Origin of the sequence: Catenulispora pinistramenti (assembly GCF_018274385.1) — a bacterium.
Lineage (GTDB): Bacteria > Actinomycetota > Actinomycetes > Streptomycetales > Catenulisporaceae > Catenulispora > Catenulispora pinistramenti.
Genome location: NZ_JAAFYZ010000027.1, coordinates 19,136 through 39,485, shown reverse-complemented (window position 1 = coordinate 39,485; position 20,350 = coordinate 19,136). Strand labels below are relative to the sequence as shown.

Sequence of the window (20,350 nt, the reverse complement as noted above, 5' to 3'; positions counted from 1 at the left end):
ATCGAAGCCGACACCGCCGCCGACACCGCCGCCGACACGGCCGCGCCAACTACTAGATTGCCTGTCGAATAGCGGCTACTCTACGCGCCATGGGAGCTGCGGCGGACTACGACGTGCTGGTCATCGGCTCGGGCTTCGGCGGTTCGGTGACCGCGCTGCGGCTCACCGAGAAGGGCTACAAGGTCGGCGTGCTGGAGGCCGGACGCCGGTTCGCCGACGGCGACTTCCCGAAGACCTCGTGGCGCCTGCGCTCCTTCCTGTGGGCCCCGAAGCTGGGCTGCAAGGGCATCCAACGCATCCACCGGCTCAAGGACGTCGTCGTGCTGGCCGGAGCGGGGGTAGGCGGCGGCTCGCTGGTCTACGCGAACACCCTCTACGAGCCGCTGGACCCGTTCTACAACGACCCGCACTGGCGCGACGTCGCCGACTGGCGCGGGGAACTGGCGCCGTTCTACGACCAGGCCAAGCGGATGCTGGGTGTGGTGCAGAACCCGACGATGACGCCGGCGGACGTGCAGATGAAGGCGGTCGCCGAGGAGATGGGCGTCGGCGACACGTTCCACCTGACCCCGGTCGGGGTGTTCTTCGGCGGCTCCGACGCACAGCCGGGCACCAAGGTCTCAGATCCCTTCTTCGGCGGCGCGGGACCGGACCGCAATCCGTGTTTGCAGTGCGGCGCGTGTATGACCGGCTGCCGGCACAACGCCAAGAACACGCTCGTGAAGAACTACCTGTATCTGGCCGAGAAGCTGGGTGCCGAGGTGCATCCGCTGACCACGGTCGAGGGCGTCACTCCGCTGCCCGACGGCGGCGGGTACACCGTGACCGTGACCTCGACCGGCAAATGGTTCGGCAAAGGCCGCCGCACGCTGACCGCCGAGCACGTGGTCTTCAGCGCCGGTGCCCTGGGAACCCAGCGCCTGCTGCACAAGCTGGCCGCCGACGGTTCGCTGCCGTCGCTGTCGCCGCGCCTGGGCGAACTGACCCGCACCAACTCCGAATCGCTGCTCGGCGCGATGGCCAAGAAGCCACGGCAGTACGACTTCACGGAAGGGGTGGCCATCACCTCCTCCTTCCACCCCGACGACCACACGCACATCGAGCCGGTGCGCTACGGCCGGGGCAGCGGCGCCATGGGGTTGCTGAAGACCGGCCTGACCGACGGCCAGGGCCGCACCCCGCGCTGGATCAAGCTGCTCGGCATCGGCGTCAAGCACCCCTCCTGGGTCCCGCGCATGCTGCCCAGCCGCCGGTTCGCGGAGAGGTCGATCATCCTGCTGGTGATGCAGGCTCTCGACAACTCGCTCACCGTCTCGCGCAAGCGGGGCGTCTTCCGCAAGCACAAGCTCACCACCCGCCAGGGCCACGGCCAGCCGAACCCGACCTGGATCCCGGCCGGCAACGAGGCGGTGACCCGCACCGCGCACCGCATCAACGGCATTCCCGGCGGCACCGTCGGCGACCTGTTCAACATCCCGATGACCGCGCACATCATCGGCGGCTGCGTCATCGGCCGGGACCGCGACCACGGAGTAGTGGACCCGTACCACCGCGTGTTCGGGCACCCGGGCCTGTACGTCGCGGACGGATCGACCGTGTCGGCGAACCTCGGCGTGAACCCCTCGCTGACGATCACGGCGATGGCCGAGCGCGCCGCGGCGTTCTGGCCGAACAAGGGAGAGAAGGACACGCGGCCCGCGCTCGGGGAGCCCTATAAGCGGATTCCTTACGTACGGCCGAAGCAGCCGGCGGTCCCGGAGGCCGCCCCGGGAGCGCTGCGGCTGCCGATCGTCGAGATCCGGTAGCGGCGCGTGCCTCGACGGCGGGCCCGGAACCATCTGGCGGCCGCCGCTGCGGCGCCGAGGTGATCCCGCCGATCCCGTAAGGTCTCCTGCGTGGCGCGCCTCCCTGACCGACGAAGACTCACGCTCCTGCTCGGCGTCTTCGCCGGCGTCGCCCTGGCCGCCTACCTCGTGATCCGCGCGCTGGCCCACCCGACGATGATCGACATGGTCGTCTACCGGGCCGAAGGCAGCGCGGTCCTGCACGGCCAAGACCTCTATAACACCGTCCACATCGGCACCGCCGGGGGCAATCCGCTGCCCGCGACGTACCCGCCCTTCGCGGCGATGCTCTTCGCGGCCATCAGCTGGATCCCGGTCGGCGTGCTGAAGGTCCTGGTGACCGCCGCCAACGTCGTGTTGCTGGGCACGGTCGTGCACCTGGCGGCGAAGCTCATCGGCGGCTGGCTGGACCGGCCGACGTTCGCCGAGCGGTGGGCGCTGATCGCCGCCATCGCCGGTCTGGCGCTGTGGTTCGAGCCGGTGTGGACCACGCTGCGCTACGGCCAGATCAACCTCGCCCTGTGCGCCCTGATCCTCTTCGATCTGACCCGGCCGCCGACCGGCAGATGGCCGCGCGGCCTGGGGATCGGCCTGGCCACCGGTATCAAACTCACGCCGGGCGTCTTCATCCTGTGGTTCCTGCTTGCCGGGCGGCGGCGCGAGACGGTCGTGTCGGCCGCGAGCGCGCTCGGGACCATGGCCGTCGGGTTCGCGGTGCTCCCCCACGCCTCGGTGAAGTTCTGGCTGCACGAGATGTGGGACACCAGCAAGGTCGGCAAGACCTACATCACCGACAACCAGTCGCTGTCCGGGATGATCGCGCGGGTCACGCACATCGACGATCCCAAGGCGCTGTGGGCGGTCGCGGCGGTCATCGTGCTCGCCGCGGGTTTGTGGGCGGCGGTACGGAACTCCAGGCGCGGCGACGACGCGCTCGGCGCGCTCGCGTGCGCGGTCACCGGCCTGCTGATCTCGCCGATCAGCTGGTCCCACCACTGGGTGTGGGCCGTTCCGGTGGCGATGCTGCTGGCGGTGCGGGCGCCGAAGCTCGCGGTGGCGTGGAGCGCCGTGTTCCTGTCGTTCCTGATCTGGGCGGTCCCGCACAAGACGGTCGGCCCCTCCCCCGATCTGAACCCGCTGCAGATGCTGCTCAGTTCGCTCTATCCGTTGGCCGGGCTGGCGTTCCTGCTCTGGGCCTGGAGGGAGTCGACGCGGGCCCAGCCGGTCTCGGCCGCGTAGCGGCGCAGCATCTTGGCCGGGACGCCGCCGACCACACAGTGGTCCGGGAACTCGCCGCGGACCACGCTGCCGGCCGCCACGACCACGTTGCGGCCCAGGACCGTGCCCGGCAGGATCACCGCGTTCGTGCCGATCCAACAGCCCGGGCCGATACGCACCGGGGCCTCGCTGGGCCACTGCTTGCCGATCGGGACGTCGGGGTCGTCGTAGCCGTGGTTCTGGTCGGTGATGTAGACGTTGGGGCCGGTGTAGACGTCGTCGCCGATGTCGATGGACCGGTGGCCGACCACGTGGCTGCCCCGGCCCAGCACCACACCGGAGCCGATCCGCACCAGGGTGTCCGGGCCGAGGTCCAGGCCCGGGACGAAGCCGGCGGAGATGGTGACGTTGGCGCCTATGAGCACGTGCGCACCGACGGATATGTAGCGTTCCCCGAAAACCGTGCCGGGCGGGAAGGCCATCGTGGACCCCTCGCCGAAAGCGGCGAACCGGCGGGCGGTCACCGAACCCGCGTGCACCTTCCCGGCCCTGGCCAGCCAGCCCCACAGGCCGGCGGCCAGCCGGTTGCCCAGCGCTGACACCATGGCGGCTACGGTACCCCCTGACCGTGATCTTCCGGACGCCGTCCGCGTAGGATAACTGTTCGATCACGGCCCGTGGGTGTTCAGGCTTCGGGTACCGGCACCGGCCCCGATACCTCTATGGTTCCGTTGGATCGCAGAGGACATCAGGGGAGGACGATAGAGATGCATGGGGTGGGATCCGTCCTGCTGGCGGCCATACCCTCGGCCGACAACATCCACGTCCCGACTCACTGGGACGCCGTCGGCCGTATCGCCCTGGCCTGGGCCCTGACCTTCGCCCTCGGCTTCGAGCGGCAGGTCCGCGGGGCGATGGCCGGGGACCGGACCTTCTCCCTGCTGGGGGCGGCCACCGCGCTGATCGGCGTGCTGGCCGGCAACGGCGCGAGCACGATCCTGGCCGGTGCGGTCACCGGCATCGGCTTCATCGGCGGCGGACTGTGCTTCCGGCAGACCGTCGAGGAACACGAGGTGCTGCACGGCATCACCACCGCGGCGAGCATCTTCGCCTGCTCGGCGATCGGCGCGGCCTGCGGCCTGGGACTGGTCAAGGAGTCGATCGCGGCGACCGCGGCCACGCTGCTCACCCTGGAGCTGCGCCACATCCCGCTGCTGCGCACGCTCGACGCGCGCCGCTGGCAGGGGCTGGTGCACCACGACGAGCACGTGCACTCGCACTTCTTCAAGCACTCGGCGCGGATCCCGCACCAGGGCGGCGGCAGCCCGGCCGAGATGATGGTGGCGACGCCGGACACCGCGGACACCGACGCCGTGGTGCTGGTCAACCCGATCATCGCCGCGCGGCAGGCGGCCGCCGCCACGGCGGCGACGGTGGCCCCGGACGTGCCAGACGCACCGGTCATGACCGATGCGGTGCCGGCCGATGGCGCTATGTCCGCGGCACCGGCCGGGAAGCAGTGAGGGCCTGAGGGCCCGACACAGGGTTCTGAGAAGGCTGAGCCGAGAGGCCGGAACGGGGCCGGACGACCTGAGTCGTCCGGCCCCGTCATCCGTACCGCGAAACAGTTATCCGGGGAGTGAACCTCAGAGGCGATGAACCTTTAGAGGTTGACGCACAGGACCGGGCCGAGCAGGTCGATCTCGCACCAAGGCCACCAGTGCGGGTAGTGGGCCGTTATCGGGGCGCTCATCGGCACGGTGGCCGTGTGCGTGACGACGGCGGCCGGCGCGGTGGTGGCGGACGCCGACGTGGCCGCGACGGCCCCGGCGCCGACCAGCAGCGCGGTGGCGCTCGCGGTCGCGGTGAGCTTGAAGATACGAGACTTCATGGTCGTACTCCTCCTCCTACGGCCCGCGATGCGCGGGACCCTCCAGTAGGTTCCGCAAGATCGTTCCGGGGCGCGAACGCTTCTGCGCTGTTCGGTTGATCACGTCCGCGCGCCGACCCTTCCGGAGGGCGTTCCCCCGAGCCCGCGCACATAGCCCTTGACCTGGGGCTTTGGACAATATCCTGATCACCCGTGTTACCCTCTACCTCGCCGGTGCGTAGAAGATGTCCCCGGGCCTCAAATAACGCCGTCGCGGAATACCGTTCGGCTGGAGCTGCGGCGAGCTTTCCGCCGCGAGGCGACACGCGCACCGGCGCTAAACCTTTTCACTTCTGGAATGATGGTCACCACCATCGCAGTGTTCCCTTCCATTCCAGGAGCAGATCGCAGTGCATGACCGCAAGCCTGTCGAGTGCTGGATGACCGATATGGACGGCGTCCTGATCCGCGAGGGGCACCTGATCCCCGGCGCGGACGAGTTCATCCGCCGGCTGCGGAGCAAGGACCGGCCGTTCCTGGTCCTCACCAACAACTCGATCTACACCCCGCACGACCTGTCGGCCCGCCTGACCAACCTGGGCATCCCGCTGCCCGAGGAGCACATCTGGACCTCGGCGCTGGCCACCGCGCAGTTCCTGGACGACCAGCGGCCGGGCGGGACCGCTTACGTCATAGGCGAAGCCGGGCTGACGACGGCTTTGTACGACGTCGGATACACCCTGTCCGAGGCGGACCCGGACTACGTGGTCCTGGGCGAGACCCGGGCCTACAGCATCGACGCCATCACCCGCGCCATCCGCCTGGTGACCAACGGCGCCCGCTTCATCGCCACCAACCCCGACGCCACCGGCCCGACACCGGAGGGCCCGCAGCCGGCCTGCGGCGCGGTTGCGGCGCTCATCACAAAGGCGACCGGTGTGGAGCCCTACTTCGTGGGTAAGCCGAACCCACTGATGATGCGCGAGGGTCTGAACAAGATCCAGGCGCACTCGGAAGTGACCGCGATGATCGGTGACCGGATGGACACCGACGTGCTGTGCGGCATCGAGGCGGGGCTGGAGACCTTCCTGGTGCTGTCCGGCGTGACCCAGGCCGACGAGATCGACCGGTTCCCGTTCCGGCCCTCCCGGATCGTGAAGTCGATCGCCGACCTGGTCGACGTGGTCTGAGTCAGAGCAAGGGTCGGAACGGTGCACACCTTCGTTCCCGCCGCGCGTCGGCCGGAAGACAGTGGTTTGACAATGTATGAGAACAGCAGGGGCGGCGTCGGCAGGGCGTCCGCCGGGTCCATGAGCGGTACACCCGTCTTCGACGCCTTGGTCGTCGAGTTCCGGGCCAACTTCAGATCGGTGCCCGGGGAGCCGTGGTCGCCGCCGCGGGCACCGCGGTTCGCCGAGTTGTCGGTGACCTCCGACCGGTTCGGGTTGCCGGCGGGGCCGAGCGGGCTTTAGCAGGCTTTAGCGGGCTAGCGAGCTTTAGCGGGCTAGCGGGCTTAAGCGGGCTAGCGGGCTTAAGCGAGCTTTAGCGGGCGAGGCTACCGCCTTTAGCGAGCGGGGAACGGTGTCACCGAGCGCGGTGTCATCAGTAACTGCCCGAGCTACCCCGCCGCGGCGATGATGACGAGCCATGGGAGCAGTCCGACTATCGACACGGGCACAGCATGGCCCGGCGCCGCCGCCGGGCCATCCGCTCAGCTACTCAGTCCCCTGTGTTGCGCTTGCTCGAGTACTCGATGAACCAGTCGATCAGCGCCGGATCGTCGACCGTCCCGAGGTTCACCGCCTTGGCCGGGTCTGCCCCGGTCAGCAGCCGCTTCACCGGGATCTCCAGGCGCTTGCCGGTGCGGGTGTGCGGGACGCCGGGGATCTCGATCAGCTCGTCGGGGACGTGGCGGGGCGTGAGCTCGGCGCGGATCGCCGCCGCCACGCGGGCCTTGAGGGCGTCGTCCAGAACCGCGTCCGGGGCCAGGTGGACGAACAGCGGCATCCAGTAACCGCCGTCGGGGAGTTCGACGCCGATCACCAGTGATTCGCGGATCTCCGGCAGCTTCTCCACGACCTCGTAGATGTCCGCCGAGCCCATCCGGACGCCCTGCTTGTTCAGCGTCGAGTCCGACCGGCCGTGGATGACGACGCCGCCGCGTTCGGTGACGGTGCACCAGTCGCCGTGCCGCCAGACGCCGGGGTACACGTCGAAGTAGGCGTCGTGGTACTTGTGGCCGTCGGGGTCGTTCCAGAACTTCACCGGCATCGAGGGGGTCGGCGCGGTCAGGACCAGTTCGCCGACCTCGCCGATGTGCGGCTTGCCCTCGGTGTCCCAGGACTCCACGGCGCAGCCGAGGGCGCGGCACTGGATCTCGCCGGAGTAGACCGGCAGCAGCGGGTTGCCGGCGACGAAGGCGGTACAGACGTCGGTGCCGCCGGACAGCGAGTTCAGCCAGATGTCGGAGCCGACGGCGTCGTAGACCCAGCGGAAGCCGGTCGGGGGCAGCGGGGATCCGGTGGAGCCGATCGCGCGCAGGGCCGACAGGTCCAGGTCGCGGCCCGGGTACAGATCCGCCTTCTGCGACGCCATCAGGTAGCCGGCGCTGGTACCGAGCATCGTGGTGCGGGTCTTCTCGGCGAGCCGCCACAGGCCGGTGATGTCCGGGAAGGCCGGGCTGCCGTCGTAGAGGACGGCGGTCGCGCCGTGCAGCAGCGAGCCCAGGACGATGTTCCACATCATCCAGCTCGTGGAGGAGTACCAGAAGAAGCGGTCGCCCTCCTCTACGCCCATGTGGAAGGCGATCGCCTTGTAGTGCTCCAGGAGGATGCCGCCGTGGCCCTGGACGATGCCCTTCGGCAGGCCGGTGGTGCCGGAGGAGTAGAGGATCCACAGCGGGTGGTCGAAGGCGACGGGTTCGAACTCCAGCTCAGGCTCCAGCTCAGGCTCCGGCGCTTGCGCACTCGCCGCCGACGGACCGGCCACGGCCTCGTCCCAGCGGATGCTCTCCGCGCATCCCGGGCCCTCCGGGAACTGGTAGTCCACCCAGACGGTGTGCTCGACCGACGGCAGGGCGTCGCGCGCGTCCATGCACTCGGCGCGGCGGTCGATGCGCTTGCCGCCATAGCGGTAGCCGTCGACGCCGACGAACACCTTCGGCTCGATCTGCGCGAACCGGTCCAGGACGCCCTGCGCGCCGAAGTCCGGGCCGCAGCCGGACCACACGGCGCCGACCGAGGCGGTGGCCAGCTGCGCGACGATCGCGTGCGGGGTGTTGGGCAGGAAGGCCGCGACGGTGTCGCCGGGGCCGACGCCCCAGGCGCGGAACGTGGCGGCCAGACCGGCCACCTGGCGGCGCAGCTCGGCCCAGGAGACCTCGACCGGCTCGGCGCCCTCCTCGATGAAGAGCAGGGCCGGGCGGTCGTCGGAGGCGGCGCGGAAGACGTGCTCGGCGAAGTTCAGGGTGGCGCCGGGGAACCATTGGGCGCCGGGCATGTGGGCGTCGGGGAGGACGGCTGTGTAGGGGGTCGCTGCCTTGACGTCGAAGTACCGCCAGAGGGTCTCCCAGAACTCCGCGGGATGCTCGACCGACCACTGCCAGGCGTCGGCGTAGGCCGGGAACGGGCCGACGCCCTGCTTGGGGAGCCAGTCCAGGTAGCGCTGCAGGGGCGAACGCAGGCGCAGCGCCTCGGTCGGCGTCCAGAGCAGTTCCCCGAACGCGGCGGGCTGGTTCGCGGCGGACTGGTCTGCTGCGGGCTGGTCGGCTGCGGACATCGTCGTCCCCCAACTTCGCGGTGGCTGCGCGCTACCGGCTTGTGGCCGTGATCACGCCTGACAGCGTCAGATTAGCCGCAGTGGAGGGCGGCCCGTCAGTGGCCGCGGGCAGTGTCCCGCGTCACCCTGCGCGGGTGTTCCCGATCGCCCTGCTCAGGGGTCGCGGATCGCGCTGCGCGGGCGTTCCCGATCGCCCCGCTCAGCGGCCCTCGCCGGGCTGCAGGAAGGACTCCTGGCACCCGACACCCTCGGGCAGCGGCGGCAGCTCGATCCACTTCTCGGCCCAGTCGGCCAGCTGCTGGAACGCCGGTTCCAGCTCCGCGCCCTTCTGGGTGAGGTGGTACTCGACGCGCACCGGCGTGTCGGGGATGACGACGCGCTCGACGATGCCGACCTGTTCGAACTCCTTCAGGCGTTCGGAGAGCAGGCGGTCGGACAGCTTGGGGACCGAGCAGGCGATGTCGGTGTAGCGGGTGGAGCCGGCGAGCATCGCCCGCAGGATCACCCCGGACCAGCGCCGCCCGATGATCTCCACCGCGGTGTGGAAGCGCGGGCAGAAGGAACTCAGGTGCTGCTCCTCCTGCTGCGTCGCGATGTTCTCTGCCATGACCCAAGCTTACCTTCCGTAGGCGACTTGACAACCGTAAGAGCCTCCCCTACCTTCATCCTTACGAAAGGTAACCCGCTCACACAGTGTTACCAGCTTGGCATCGAGCACCACCCGTGAGGCGGCCCCACAAACCGCCTCACCGCACGTCAGAACCCCAGAACCCCAGAACCCGGGAGCTCAGAAGTGACCACCAAGATCCTCGCCTTCTCCGGCGCCCTGCGTAAGGCGTCCACCAACTCCGCCCTGGTGCGCGCCGCCAAGCAGCTGGCGCCCGAGGGCGTCGAGATCGAGATCTACGACGGCATCGGCAACCTGCCGTTCTTCGACCAGGACCTGGAAGGCGACGTCCCGGCCCCGGTGGCCGAGCTGCGCGCGAAGATCGCCGCCGCCGACGGCGTCCTGATCGCCAGCCCGGAGTACAACTACTCGATCCCCGGCGTCCTGAAGAACGCCCTGGACTGGGCCTCCCGCCCCTACGGCGAGTCGGTCCTGACCGGCAAGCCGGTCGCCGTAATGGGCGCCTCCGGCAGCGGCTTCGGCACCGTCCGCGCCCAGAACCACCTGCGCGACGTCTTCCACTGGCTGGACGCCAAGGTCGTCACCAAGCCCGAGGTGCACGTGGGCAACAACTGGGAGCGCTTCGACGGCGAGGGCAACCTGGTCGACGAGACCTCGCGGAACCTGGTCGCGGGCTTGATCGCGGCGCTGGTGGTGCTGATCGAGGAGACGCAGAAGGCCAAGGCGAACGCCTGAGGCCGGTGAAGCCGAGGCTACTCAGGCTGAGGTTTTGAGGTGGGCCCTGCCGCGGGTGCGGTGGGGCCTTGTTTTTTTGGCTACGGGGCCGCAGTCGGGGGCGCGGTCTTAGCCGGACCGCGGTGCACACCGTTGCTTCACGGCGCTCAGCCCCAGCAGCCCCAGCGGCATCAGCGCGCCGAGCGCGCCGCAGATCGCCAGCGTGATCCGGAACGCCGCAAAGAGCCTCTAGCGGCGCACCTGGATCAACGCGTACTCGCCGCTGGTCCGCCACGCGGTGCCGGTGGCGTCGAGCCGGGCGACGGTTGGCGGGGTGAGGCCGACGGCGACGTCGGACTTCAGGGTGCGCAGGGTCGCCACGGGAGACGGGAAGTACGCGGTCAGCTCCGCGAACTGCGTGGTGGGCGGCCAGGCGCGGTCGCCGACGAGGCGGCGGTGGTTCAGGTCGCCTTTGAGGATGGTGAGGGTCGCGGGGGCCAGGTCGGCGGCGAGGTCGGCGGGCAGGTGGCGGAAGGAGAGGGGCGCGCACCAGAACGCGTGGGTGCGGAGGCTGATGGTGCCATCGGCCAGCGCGGCCCAGAGGCGCTGGCCGGTCTTGGCGGCGGTGCCGGGGGCGCGGGTGATGCGGCGGAGGACGTCGAGGACGTCGGCGCCGGTCGCGTCGGAGACGTAGTACGGCTGGGGCTTGAGGTGCATCACGACGCGGGCGGCGGCGCCGGTGGCGAGCAGGTGGTCGACGAGGATCAGGTCGGCGAGGAGTTCACGGCCGGAGTTGTCGGTGACCAGGTGCACGACCGGGTCTTCGGCGGTGTCCAGGAGCGACCAGATCAGCCCGCTGTCGTCGGCGACGAGGTCGGTCGCGGGACCCTCCGCCGCGGCGGTGATGCGGAACCCGAGGTCGGCGCGGTTGCCCCACAGCGCCGCCAGCAACAGCGCACGCCGCTGCTCCGCGAGGCCCAGTCCCGCCACGTCATCAAGCGCGGCCAGCTCCGTCTCGACAGCCTGCGTGTCCAACTCAGCCCGCTTCGCCGGCCCGAACAGATCGATCCCCCGCCACGCCCCGGGCCGGAAGTACCCAACCGCCTCCAGCAGCCGCCGATAGAAGAACGACTCCGCCCACAAGAACGGCGCACTCAGCCACGACCCGCCGTACCACCCGCGATCCCACTCCTCCCAGAGCGCGTAGTCGTGGGCATCGACCGGCAGCCGCTGAATCGTGCCGGAGAGCGTCTCCTTCAGGAGCGCATCCAGGTTCCCCCGGGCCTCGGCCGGATACGGGAACGCCTCCTGGATCTGCTTGATCAGCACCGGATGCCGCTTGTTCCACACGCCCCAGGCGAAGGAGTCGGGCTGGTCGGAAACGATCGCGTCGGCAACATTCGTCACCTGGTCACCCTACGCGGGCAGTGGGCGACCGCCCGGCGCCCGGCGTGAGAAACCCACTTGTGTCAGCACTTCCACAAGGCTCTGACGAGCAGTGATTACGCTGTGCACTCGTTAGTGTGATGTTTGTTGACATACGAATGCTGATTCACGAAGCTAGGTCAGTCACACAGGGGGAAATCCATGACAGATCTCATCGTCGACTTCGACGCGCTCACCGCGATGCAGAGCAGTCTGACGTTCGTCAGCAACGAGTTCCAAAGCCTCGGCGGCGACGTCAACACCATCGACCACGCCCAGGGCTGGGGTAGTGAGAAGATCCGGTCCGGTATGGACACGTTCCAGCACAACTGGCGCGACCACCGCGCGAAGCTGGAGTCGGCCATCACGGCACTGCTCCAGATGGTCACTCAGACCACCCAGGCCTTCCAAGATGTCGATCACCAACTCGCCCAGGCGATGACCGACGCCCAGACCGAGCAGGTGAGGACCTGATGGCCCGCCCCGCGGACTGGACGCCGCTGAGGGACTCCGACCCGGCACCCGGCGACACCGACTCGATCCGCGACCAGGTCACCAAGCTCACCCGGGTCGCCGACAGCATCCTGGACCAGGTCGCGGCCTTGCGCCGAATAACCTCGGCCGGCGCGGACGGGGAACTGCGCGGACAGTTCGTCGGCACGATCGGCTCCAAGGCCGGCGACCTCGCCGTACAGCTCGGCAAGGCGGAGGGCCGCTACCGCACGGCCTCCAGCGAATTGAGGCAGTGGCTGAACGCGCTGGAGCCGGCGCAGGGCAGAACACTGACGCTTCTCACGAGCGCGAAGCAGGCCTGGGACGCCATGACGGCCAAAGGCATCGCCGATCCCGACGCACCACCGCCCCCCTCATTCACGCCGCATCCGCCGCCCAGCGCACCAAAACCATCGGCCCCACCGGCAATAGCGGACGAGCTGCTGGACCCGTGGAAAGACCCCGCAGTCACCCAAGCCCACGCGGCCTTGCTCGCAGCACGGCACGAGGCGGCACAGATCGCGGCAGACCTCGACGCCGAGGCTGCCAGGCATGAGAAGAACATCAAGGCCGCGAGCCAGCACGACGGGCTGAAGGACAGCCGCTGGGACCGCCTGAAAGCCGCGACCCACAGCGGGTTCGGACGGCTGCTCAGCGATTGCTGCAACGGCTTGGGCTGGATAGCCACCGGCTTGGCGATCGCGGCGTTGTTCTTCCCCGGCGTCGATCTCCTGGTGATCGGGGCCTTCGCCGTCACGGCGCTGAGCGCGGTAGGGCACGGTGTGCTGGCGAGCACCGGGGCGGGGTCGCTGTTCGACGTCGGGATGGACACGGTCGGTCTACTCTCCTTCGGCGTCGGGACAGCAGTCGGCAAGAGCACTGAGGCCGCGGTCGGCGGGCTCAAGGCAACGTTGTCGGGCGGGGAGGCCGTCGCGGGCGGTGCGAAGGGGGCAGCGACCGCAGCGAAGGATGGCAAAGCCGTGACAACACTCGCGGGCTTGACGAAGCCGGAGGACATCGCTGACGTAGCGAAGCAGTCATCCACATTGGACAGCCTCAACGAACCCGTGGCGGATGAGATAGCACAGTCCACCAAAAACGTCAGCAGGGAACTCATCAACGAAAATTTCCGCTTCAAGGACGCCGGCTTCCTTCGGCCAACCCTTGATTCCATCTGGCAAGGCGGTCACAAAGCGGCCGCCATGCGGGCTTGGACCAAGGAGGTGACCCTGGCACTCGGTGACGACCCCGACGTGGCCTCCGGGGTCGCGAAGGTGACCCGGCAACTGAACACTGCTCAGGCCGCGTACTTGGTCGCCACCGGCGCGGATGCCACAGACAAGATCTATGGATCGACCTACCCATATCTAGGCGTCAAGCAGGGTACGACCTACAACAGAATCACCCGCTCACCCTTCACTTACATTCAGGGCAGTTCCTGGTGAGCACGCCCTTAGCCGAAGTCCCGAACTCGTACGCGATCGTTCTGCCGCCGGGCTGGATCCGCGTATCGCTGACAGGGACCACGACGACGGCGGTGAAAGATCTCGCGGATCGCATATTTCAGCGCATACCGCGAGACGAAGCGCTGGACGCCCGTCGGAATATCGAGACGCAACTCACCGGCATGATCCAGAAGGCGAAGTCAGGGAACGGACTCGACCTTTATGTTCCGGTCGAGCAGATGCATGGCCGCACCATCGCGGCATCGTTCATCGTCGGCGGAGTCATGTTGCCGGATGAGATCGACGGCCTGGAGTCGCTCGCGCTGCTGGGAGACTTGGCCAGAGATGGAAAGCCGGTCGAGGTCGACGGCGAACTGGGAGTGCGGGCCGAGCGGACGGAGGAGGCCGACGCGGCATACAAGGTGGATGTCGCCAGTCGACGCGTCGACTACGCGTTCCCGGTCCCCGGTGATGGTCGTAGATGGCTGGTCGTGACCTTCTCAACACCCGGCGCCGGCCGAGCCGACGACCAGGTGGCAGACGCCCTGGTCCAGCTGTTCGACGCGATGATGACGACTTTCAGGTGGCGGCGATGAAAAAGCATGATGTCAGGCAGTCGGCGAAGCTCGACTTCCGTGAAGATCTCAACTTCATCCTCATGCCAAAAGTCATCCCGTCCGCTAATTGGGCGACACTTCAAGACTGGATCGTCGACGCGATCCGTCTCTCCTACTACAACGGTCGCGGCAAGTTCGACGACTCGAGGCCGTCGAACGAATGGTTCCGGCGCAGTTACCGACTCATCGAAGCCACCTGGAATGCCCTGAACTCACCCGGCGCCCACTATCAGTTCCTACTCTTCCCCAACCTCGAAATCCCACCGGTCTACCTACGAGTAGACGCCTACCTCGGCGACGTGCCGTGGAAAAAGGCGATGAAGATATACACCCACGCCGCCCCCGATGAAGTGGTCGTCGATAGCCCGCGCGTGGAGCCCTTCGACTACCCCGGCGCCGAAACGGCGGCACGCATCGTGCATTTCATCGAGGTGGATCCCTCGGACCACACGCTGGCCACCAGGTACAGCTATCCCATCCGCAAAGACGGCATGGACATCCTCGTCCGCGCCTTCATCCCGAACCTCGCCTATGTCCAAGACGGCGTGCCGGTCCTCGAGGAATTCGTCCGCGGCATCGTCCTCAGCTTCCGCGACAAGGCCTGAAGCAGGCGCCTACGACGCCAGAGGCGGCCACGCGGGCCGCCTCTGGACATCCGTTGCGCTCAGCGCACCGCCCTCACGCCTCGGGCAGTCCCATATCCCGAGCGATCAGCATCCGCTGCACCTCGGAAGTCCCCTCGCCGATCTCCAGGATCTTCGAGTCGCGCCACATGCGCGCCACGGGGAACTCGTTCATGAAGCCGTAGCCGCCGTGGATCTGGGTGGCTTCGCGGGCGTTGGTGACGGCTGCTTCTGAGCAGTAGAGCTTGGCCATGGCGGCTTCGGCTTTGAAGGGTTCGCCGGTGAGCATGCGGCTGGCCGCGTCGTAGTAGGCGAGGCGGGAGGTGTGGGCGCGCAGGCGCATGTCCGCCAGTTTGAATTGGATCGCTTGGTTGGCGCCGATCGGGTGGCCGAAGGCTTGGCGTTCGTGGGCGTACTTCACTGATTCGTCGACGCAGCCTTGGGATAGGCCTGTGGACAGGGCTGCGATGGCGATGCGGCCTTCGTCCAGGGTGCGGAGGAAGTTGGCGTAGCCGCGGCCGCGTTCGCCGAGGAGGTTCGCGGCGGGGACGCGGACGTCCGCGAAGGAGAGTTCGCGGGTGTCGGAGGCGTTCCAGCCGACCTTGCTGTACTTCGGGGCCACGGTCAGGCCTGGGGTACCGGACGGGACGATGATGCTGCTGATCTCCTTGCGGCCGTCCGCTTTGTTGCCTGTGACGGCGGTGACGGTGATCAGGCCTGTGATGTCCGTGCCCGAGTTGGTGATGAAGCACTTCGTGCCGTTGATCACCCACTCGTCGCCGTCCAGGACGGCGGTGGTGCGGGTGCCGCCGGCGTCGCTGCCGCCGCCGGGTTCGGTGAGGCCGAAGGCGCCGAGCATTTCGCCGCCGCAGAGCTTGGGGAGCCACTGCTGCTTCTGCTCCTCGGTGCCGAAGCGGTACACGGGCATCGCGCCGAGGGACACGCCGGCTTCGAGGGTGATGGCGACCGAGCTGTCGACGCGCGCCAGTTCCTCCAGGGCCAGGCACAGGGCGAAGTAGTCGCCGCCCATGCCGCCGTACTCCTCGGGGAAGGGGAGGCCGAACAGGCCCATGCGGCCCATTTGGGCCACGATCTCGTAGGGGAACTCTTCGCGCTCGTAGAAGGCGCCGATTTTGGGGGCGACGACGTCGTGGGCGAACTCCTCGACGGTGGCGCGCAGGGCTTCGTACTCTTCACTCAGACGGTGATCCATGGGAGTTCCTCCGCTCAGACGGGGGTGACGCCGTGACGGCGGCGGGAGAAGAAGCGGTCCTTGCCCTCGGCCGCGCGGTAGCGGGCGATCAGACTGGTCCGCAGGTCGGACGGGTCGACGATGTCGTCGACGACCAGTTCGCTGGCCAGGCGCACGAAGTCGATGTCGGTCTCGTACTCGGCGCGCTTGTCGGCGACGAAGGCCTCGCGCTGGGCCGGGTCCTCGATGGCCGCGATCTTGTTCGCGTAGACGGCGTTCACCGCCGCCTCGGCGCCCATCACCGCGATCTTGGCGGTGGGGAGCGCGATGGTGGCGTCCGGTTCGAAGCCGGGGCCGGCCATGGCGTACAGGCCGGCGCCGTAGGCCTTGCGGACCACGACGCAGATCTTCGGCACCGTGGCCTCGGAGACCGCGGTGATCATCTTCGCCCCGTGCCGGATGATGCCCTGCTTCTCGACCGCCGTACCGACCATGAAACCGGGGACGTCCGACAGGAACAGCAGCGGCACGTTGAAGGCGTCGCAGAGCTGGATGAAGCGGGTGGCCTTGTCGGCGGAGTCGACGAAGAGCACGCCGCCCTTGAACATCGGGTTGTTGGCGATGATGCCGACCGGCTTGCCGTCCAGGCGGGCGAAGCCGGCGGTGAGCTCGCGGGCCCACAAGGCGTGGATCTCGAAGAAGGAGTCGGTGTCGACCAGGCCCTTGACGAACCGCCGCATGTCGAACGCCTGGCGCTCGCTCTCCGGGACCAGGGCCGCCAGGTCGATGTTCGCCGGGGAGTCCGCGGGCTCGGCGACCGGCGCGTCCTGCTGCCAGTTCGAAGGCAGGTAGGACAGGTAGCGCTTGACGGTGTCCAGCGCGTCCTGCTCGGTCTTCACCAGGAAGTGCCCGACGCCGGACTCGGCGCAGTGCACCCGCGCGCCGCCCATCTCCTCCAGCGTGGTCTTCTCGCCGGTGACCATCTCGACCATCCGGTCGCTGCCCAGGTACATCGAGGCGTTGCCCTCGACCATCACCACGACGTCGCAGAACGCCGGGATGTACGCCCCGCCGGCCGCCGAGGGCCCGAACAGCGCACAGACCTGCGGGATCGAGCCGGAGGCCCGGACCTGGGTGTGGAAGATCTTGCCCGCGCCGCGCCGGCCCGGGAACAGGTCCACCTGGTCGGTGATGCGGGCGCCGGCGGAGTCCACCAGATAGACCATCGGCACGCCGGTGCGGTAGGCGGTCTCGATGATCCGGATGATCTTCTCGACGGTCCGCGCGCCCCAGGACCCGGCCTTCACGGTCGAGTCGTTGGCCATCAAACACACCGGGCGGCCGGCGATCCGGGCGGTGCCGGTGACCACGCCGTCGGCGGGCAGGTCGGCGGCCATGGCGTTGGCGAACCGGCCGTCCTCGACGAACGACCCCGCGTCGACCAGCAGCGCGACCCGCTCGCGGGCGAACAGCTTGCCCTTCTTCTCGTTCGCCGCGTGGTACTTCTCCGCCCCGCCGCGCAGGATCTCCGCGGTCAGCTCGGGCAGGTCGTGGTGCGGAAGGGTGTGCGGTGGCACGCCTGATTCCGTCATATGGGGCAACTCCTTTGTTGCGGATATTCGCGTGTACGCGAGGACACGCTCGCAACAAAGAGTCTGCCAGCGCGCGCCTACTTCGCTAGTGCCCGGATGGTGTGCTCGATCACACCCGGTGCGTGGTTCTCCGGCAGCATCACGATCTCGTCCACCCCGGCCTGCCGGTAGTCCTCGAACGCCGAGCAGACCTGGTTCAGGTCCCCGATGGCCGCGATGGAGCGCAGCACGTCCTCGGGCATGGCGGCCAGCAGCGAGCGCTCGTGGGCCCCGCCGCGGGCCAGGTCGACCAGCTCACCGTGGCCGGCCTCGGCGAACATCCGGCCGAAGCCGTCGGCGTCCAGGTAGGGCAGCAGCGAGCGCCGGATCCAGTCCAGGGCCTGCTGGTCGGGGTCGACCACGGTGGGCAGGAACACGGCCAACCGGGGTACGGAGCGGTGCAGCCGGTCGGCGGTCAGGGCTAACCGGGCCTTGATCCGCGCGGCGTGCTCGACGGTGGCCAGCGGTACGGCCACCCGGTCGGCCCGCCCGACGGCGACCTCGCTGGCCTCCAGCCCGAAGGCGAGCACGGTGAGCGAGGCCTCGGAGGGCTCCAGCCGCGCGCGGAAGCCGCGGGAGCGGACCGAGACGCCCTGGAAGCTGATCGGCTCGTTGCGGGTCAGCGGGCCGAGCACGGTCAGGGTCTCGGCCAGCGCGGTGGCCGGATCGGTGCGCGGCCGGCCGTGCCAGTCCACGACCACCAGGCCGGTCGAGGCGGTCAGGGCCAGGCCGATGTCGCGTCCGGTGAGGGTTGCCACGCTGGCGGCCCCGCGAGCCGCCGTGACCGGGTCCCTGACGAGCGCCGGGAGCGGGCCGAGAGTGAGCGCGGCGCGGTTCCTCGGCTCGGGGGTCGCGCGGCGGATCTCGTCGGCGGTGGCCGGGCCCGCGCCCGGCGGCCGCCCCGCCTCGGCGTCCGCGCACGCCCCCGGCAGGTCGCCGGCGGCCGCGGCGACCGCCACGGCCAGCGCGAACGCGTCGTGGCCGGTCGACTCCCCCAGCCAGATCTCCCGATAGCCGAGCTCGTCGGCGAGGACGGCCAGCCGTACGGTCAGCGCCGCGTCGCTGTCCGTCCGGTTGCCGAGCAGAACCCCGTCCACGATCACTTGACTCACTGCCCCCTGGCTCGCCCTCGGAGGCGTCCGCCTATGATCCGCCCCGGGTGCAGAGTACCGTTCGGGGGTCTCGCGGTGCGATACGTTGGATCGATGCGCATCACGTCGATTGGTCATGCCGGGATGCTGGTGGAGACTGCCGCCGGCCGGATCGTCTGTGACCCGTGGTTCACCCCGGCGTACTTCGCGTCGTGGTTCCCCTTCCCGGACAACTCCGCCTTCGGGGCGCAGGCCGACCCGGCGGGGATCCGAGACGCCGAGTACTTGTTCGTCTCGCACCTGCACCACGACCACTACGACCCGCGCTGGCTCGCCGCGAACATGTCCAAGGACACCACGGTCCTGCTGCCCGACTACCAGGTCCCGGACCTGCGGGACGAGTTGGAGAAGCTGGGCTTCCGGAACTTCGTGCAGACCCGCAACCGCGAGGTCACCGAGCTCCCGGGCGGCCTGCGGATCCTCATCGACGCGCTGATCACCCCGACCGACGGCCCGCTCGGCGACAGCGGCATCGCGATCGACGACGGCGAGGTGCGGATCTTCAACCAGAACGACGCCCGGCCGGTCGAGGACGGCCCGGTCGCGGCCTTCGGTCCCTACGACGCGCACTTCCTGCAGTACTCCGGCGCCATCTGGTACCCGATGGTCTACGACTTCCCGGAGCGGATGAAGGCCACTGTCGGCCGCCGCAAGCGCGAGAACGGCATGGCCCGCGCGCTGCGCTACGTCGACCAGTACGACGCCAAGCAGGTGTTCCCGTTCGCCGGCCCGCCCTGCTTCCTGGACGAGCGCGACGGCCTGTTCGCCATCAACGACTTCGACGACGACCCGGCGAACGTCTTCCCGAGCCAGCTGGCGTTCCTGGAGTTCATGCGCGAACAGGGCCACGACAACGGCCACCTGTTCATCCCCGGCACGACCGTGGTGCTCGGCCCGGACGGCAAGTGCGAGATCGAGCAGGTCCCGCAGGCGCAGATCGATGAGATCTACGGCGACCGCCGCACCTACCTGACCAACTACCAGAAGCGCGCGCAGCCGCAGATCGAGGCGATGCACGCGGGCCTGCCGCAGGACAAGTCGGACCTGGTCGGCCAGCTCAAGGAGTGGATCGAGCCGCTGCTGGCCTGGGCCGACTACACCTGCGCCGGGCTGAACGGCCGGATCCTGCTGGAGACCGCCGACCCGGCCACCGGCGAGGTGGACGACCAGATCGTCTTCGACTTCCTGACACGTACCGTCGGAGAGTGGGACGGCGAGGCGGAGTGCCGCTACAAGTTCCGCACCGACCGGCCGCTGATCGAGGAGCTGGTGCGGAACCGGACCCCGGACTGGGTGAACGAGCTGTTCCTGTCCTGCCGGTTCCAGGCCTCGCGCAAGGGCCCTTACAACGAGTACATCTACACGTTCTTCAAGTCGCTGTCCGAAGAGCACATGACGTATGTCGAGGGCTATTACGCCGAGTCCAGCGACGTCACCGACCTGGCCAAGGCCGAGGGCTACGCGGTGCAGCGGCACTGCCCGCACCTGAAGGCCGACCTGACCCGGTTCGGGACGGTCGCGGACGGCGTACTGACCTGCTCGATGCACGGCTGGCAGTTCGACCTGGCCTCCGGCCGCTGCCTGACCAGCGACGACCGCAAACTGGTGGCCCGGCCGCTGACCGCCGAGGACGGCGAGCTGCCTGAGGTTCCGGCGGAAGCCAAGGTCTGAGCGCGCTGTCCGAATCCGGCCGGACGGGAACAGAGGCCGTCGGCGCGGTAGT

At 68.8% G+C, this 20,350-nt stretch carries 19 protein-coding genes; 11 read left to right on the top strand and 8 right to left on the bottom strand.

The features are described 5' to 3' along the window. The first annotated feature begins 89 nt into the window (after positions 1-89). Both KGQ19_RS10925 and KGQ19_RS10920 read left to right on the top strand, forming a co-directional pair. Entirely contained in the window at positions 90-1,805 is a 1,716-nt protein-coding gene (locus tag KGQ19_RS10925; RefSeq protein WP_212008987.1) for an FAD-dependent oxidoreductase, read from the top strand. A gap of 90 nt (positions 1,806-1,895) precedes the next feature. Then, the gene (locus tag KGQ19_RS10920; RefSeq protein WP_212008986.1) at positions 1,896-3,083 is read left to right on the top strand and encodes a glycosyltransferase 87 family protein; all 1,188 of its coding nucleotides are present in this window, start codon (positions 1,896-1,898) and stop codon (positions 3,081-3,083) included. Here KGQ19_RS10920 and KGQ19_RS10915 read toward each other — a convergent pair. Then, the gene (locus tag KGQ19_RS10915) at positions 3,005-3,667 is read right to left on the bottom strand and encodes an acyltransferase (RefSeq protein WP_212008985.1); all 663 of its coding nucleotides are present in this window, start codon (positions 3,665-3,667) and stop codon (positions 3,005-3,007) included. The genes KGQ19_RS10920 and KGQ19_RS10915 overlap by 79 nt on opposite strands. Before the next feature lie 162 nt (positions 3,668-3,829). Between KGQ19_RS10915 and KGQ19_RS10910 the strand changes: the two genes are divergently transcribed. Beyond that, a complete protein-coding gene (locus KGQ19_RS10910) occupies positions 3,830-4,585 on the top strand; it encodes an MgtC/SapB family protein (protein ID WP_212008984.1) in 756 nt (251 codons plus the stop codon). Between the two features lie 140 nt (positions 4,586-4,725). Here KGQ19_RS10910 and KGQ19_RS10905 read toward each other — a convergent pair whose 3' ends face one another. Beyond that, positions 4,726-4,953 (bottom strand): hypothetical protein, encoded by a 228-nt coding sequence (locus tag KGQ19_RS10905; protein WP_212008983.1) that lies wholly within the window; start codon positions 4,951-4,953, stop codon positions 4,726-4,728. Between the two features lie 389 nt (positions 4,954-5,342). Here KGQ19_RS10905 and KGQ19_RS10900 point away from each other — a divergent pair, with 389 nt between their 5' ends. Together KGQ19_RS10900 and KGQ19_RS10895 are read left to right on the top strand one after the other, a co-directional pair. After that, positions 5,343-6,122, top strand: coding sequence for an HAD-IIA family hydrolase (locus tag KGQ19_RS10900; protein ID WP_368862085.1), 780 nt, complete (start codon positions 5,343-5,345; stop codon positions 6,120-6,122). Between the two features lie 120 nt (positions 6,123-6,242). Next, positions 6,243-6,404: a hypothetical protein gene (locus KGQ19_RS10895; RefSeq protein WP_212008981.1), complete on the top strand. Its 162-nt coding sequence runs from the start codon at positions 6,243-6,245 to the stop codon at positions 6,402-6,404. A 247-nt stretch (positions 6,405-6,651) separates the two neighbouring features. Here KGQ19_RS10895 and KGQ19_RS10890 read toward each other — a convergent pair whose 3' ends face one another. Both KGQ19_RS10890 and KGQ19_RS10885 read right to left on the bottom strand, forming a co-directional pair. After that, complete coding sequence (locus KGQ19_RS10890) at positions 6,652-8,709, bottom strand: acetoacetate--CoA ligase (protein WP_212008980.1); 2,058 nt, start codon at positions 8,707-8,709, stop codon at positions 6,652-6,654. A 199-nt stretch (positions 8,710-8,908) separates the two neighbouring features. Continuing rightward, the gene (locus KGQ19_RS10885; RefSeq protein WP_212008979.1) at positions 8,909-9,316 is read right to left on the bottom strand and encodes a winged helix-turn-helix transcriptional regulator; all 408 of its coding nucleotides are present in this window, start codon (positions 9,314-9,316) and stop codon (positions 8,909-8,911) included. A 186-nt stretch (positions 9,317-9,502) separates the two neighbouring features. Between KGQ19_RS10885 and KGQ19_RS10880 the strand changes: the two genes are divergently transcribed. After that, complete coding sequence (locus KGQ19_RS10880) at positions 9,503-10,072, top strand: NADPH-dependent FMN reductase (RefSeq protein ID WP_212008978.1); 570 nt, start codon at positions 9,503-9,505, stop codon at positions 10,070-10,072. 228 nt (positions 10,073-10,300) lie between these two features. On the opposite strand, the gene KGQ19_RS10875 is transcribed toward KGQ19_RS10880, so the two are convergent. Next, positions 10,301-11,458: a damage-control phosphatase ARMT1 family protein gene (locus KGQ19_RS10875; RefSeq protein WP_212008977.1), complete on the bottom strand. Its 1,158-nt coding sequence runs from the start codon at positions 11,456-11,458 to the stop codon at positions 10,301-10,303. Between the two features lie 180 nt (positions 11,459-11,638). Here KGQ19_RS10875 and KGQ19_RS10870 point away from each other — a divergent pair, with 180 nt between their 5' ends. The 4 genes from KGQ19_RS10870 to KGQ19_RS10855 are packed head-to-tail and all read left to right on the top strand — an operon-like array spanning position 11,639 to position 14,635. Continuing rightward, positions 11,639-11,950 (top strand): hypothetical protein, encoded by a 312-nt coding sequence (locus tag KGQ19_RS10870; RefSeq protein ID WP_212008976.1) that lies wholly within the window; start codon positions 11,639-11,641, stop codon positions 11,948-11,950. Then, the gene (locus tag KGQ19_RS10865) at positions 11,950-13,413 is read left to right on the top strand and encodes a hypothetical protein (protein ID WP_212008975.1); all 1,464 of its coding nucleotides are present in this window, start codon (positions 11,950-11,952) and stop codon (positions 13,411-13,413) included. Before KGQ19_RS10870 ends, KGQ19_RS10865 begins: the two co-directional genes overlap by 1 nt. Then, entirely contained in the window at positions 13,410-14,009 is a 600-nt protein-coding gene (locus KGQ19_RS10860) for a hypothetical protein (RefSeq protein ID WP_212008974.1), read from the top strand. Before KGQ19_RS10865 ends, KGQ19_RS10860 begins: the two co-directional genes overlap by 4 nt. After that, the gene (locus KGQ19_RS10855) at positions 14,006-14,635 is read left to right on the top strand and encodes a hypothetical protein (protein ID WP_212008973.1); all 630 of its coding nucleotides are present in this window, start codon (positions 14,006-14,008) and stop codon (positions 14,633-14,635) included. The genes KGQ19_RS10860 and KGQ19_RS10855 overlap by 4 nt, the downstream gene beginning before the upstream one ends. 73 nt (positions 14,636-14,708) lie before the next feature. Here KGQ19_RS10855 and KGQ19_RS10850 read toward each other — a convergent pair whose 3' ends face one another. The 3 genes from KGQ19_RS10850 to KGQ19_RS10840 all read right to left on the bottom strand — a co-directional run bounded on the left by KGQ19_RS10850 (position 14,709) and on the right by KGQ19_RS10840 (position 18,588). Beyond that, positions 14,709-15,866: an acyl-CoA dehydrogenase family protein gene (locus tag KGQ19_RS10850; protein WP_212008972.1), complete on the bottom strand. Its 1,158-nt coding sequence runs from the start codon at positions 15,864-15,866 to the stop codon at positions 14,709-14,711. Between the two features lie 14 nt (positions 15,867-15,880). Further along, entirely contained in the window at positions 15,881-17,437 is a 1,557-nt protein-coding gene (locus tag KGQ19_RS10845; protein WP_212008971.1) for an acyl-CoA carboxylase subunit beta, read from the bottom strand. Between the two features lie 77 nt (positions 17,438-17,514). Then, complete coding sequence (locus KGQ19_RS10840; protein WP_212008970.1) at positions 17,515-18,588, bottom strand: LLM class F420-dependent oxidoreductase; 1,074 nt, start codon at positions 18,586-18,588, stop codon at positions 17,515-17,517. A 93-nt stretch (positions 18,589-18,681) separates the two neighbouring features. Here KGQ19_RS10840 and KGQ19_RS10835 point away from each other — a divergent pair, with 93 nt between their 5' ends. Next, complete coding sequence (locus tag KGQ19_RS10835; RefSeq protein WP_212008969.1) at positions 18,682-20,298, top strand: Rieske 2Fe-2S domain-containing protein; 1,617 nt, start codon at positions 18,682-18,684, stop codon at positions 20,296-20,298. Positions 20,299-20,350: the final 52 nt, after the last annotated feature.

Bases quoted from the DNA above. Each gene is read 5' to 3' on its own strand.
- KGQ19_RS10855 (WP_212008973.1), top strand. From the start codon at position 14,006: ATGAAAAAGCATGATGTCAGGCAGTCGGCGAAGCTCGACTTCCGTGAA.
- KGQ19_RS10895 (WP_212008981.1), top strand. From the start codon at position 6,243: ATGAGCGGTACACCCGTCTTCGACGCCTTGGTCGTCGAGTTCCGGGCC.
- KGQ19_RS10915 (WP_212008985.1), bottom strand. From the start codon at position 3,667: ATGGTGTCAGCGCTGGGCAACCGGCTGGCCGCCGGCCTGTGGGGCTGG.
- KGQ19_RS10890 (WP_212008980.1), bottom strand. From the start codon at position 8,709: ATGTCCGCAGCCGACCAGCCCGCAGCAGACCAGTCCGCCGCGAACCAG.
- KGQ19_RS10910 (WP_212008984.1), top strand. From the start codon at position 3,830: ATGCATGGGGTGGGATCCGTCCTGCTGGCGGCCATACCCTCGGCCGAC.
- KGQ19_RS10835 (WP_212008969.1), top strand. From the start codon at position 18,682: ATGCGCATCACGTCGATTGGTCATGCCGGGATGCTGGTGGAGACTGCC.
- KGQ19_RS10850 (WP_212008972.1), bottom strand. From the start codon at position 15,866: ATGGATCACCGTCTGAGTGAAGAGTACGAAGCCCTGCGCGCCACCGTC.
- KGQ19_RS10870 (WP_212008976.1), top strand. From the start codon at position 11,639: ATGACAGATCTCATCGTCGACTTCGACGCGCTCACCGCGATGCAGAGC.
- KGQ19_RS10845 (WP_212008971.1), bottom strand. From the start codon at position 17,437: ATGACGGAATCAGGCGTGCCACCGCACACCCTTCCGCACCACGACCTG.
- KGQ19_RS10925 (WP_212008987.1), top strand. From the start codon at position 90: ATGGGAGCTGCGGCGGACTACGACGTGCTGGTCATCGGCTCGGGCTTC.
- KGQ19_RS10905 (WP_212008983.1), bottom strand. From the start codon at position 4,953: ATGAAGTCTCGTATCTTCAAGCTCACCGCGACCGCGAGCGCCACCGCG.
- KGQ19_RS10885 (WP_212008979.1), bottom strand. From the start codon at position 9,316: ATGGCAGAGAACATCGCGACGCAGCAGGAGGAGCAGCACCTGAGTTCC.
- KGQ19_RS10865 (WP_212008975.1), top strand. From the start codon at position 11,950: ATGGCCCGCCCCGCGGACTGGACGCCGCTGAGGGACTCCGACCCGGCA.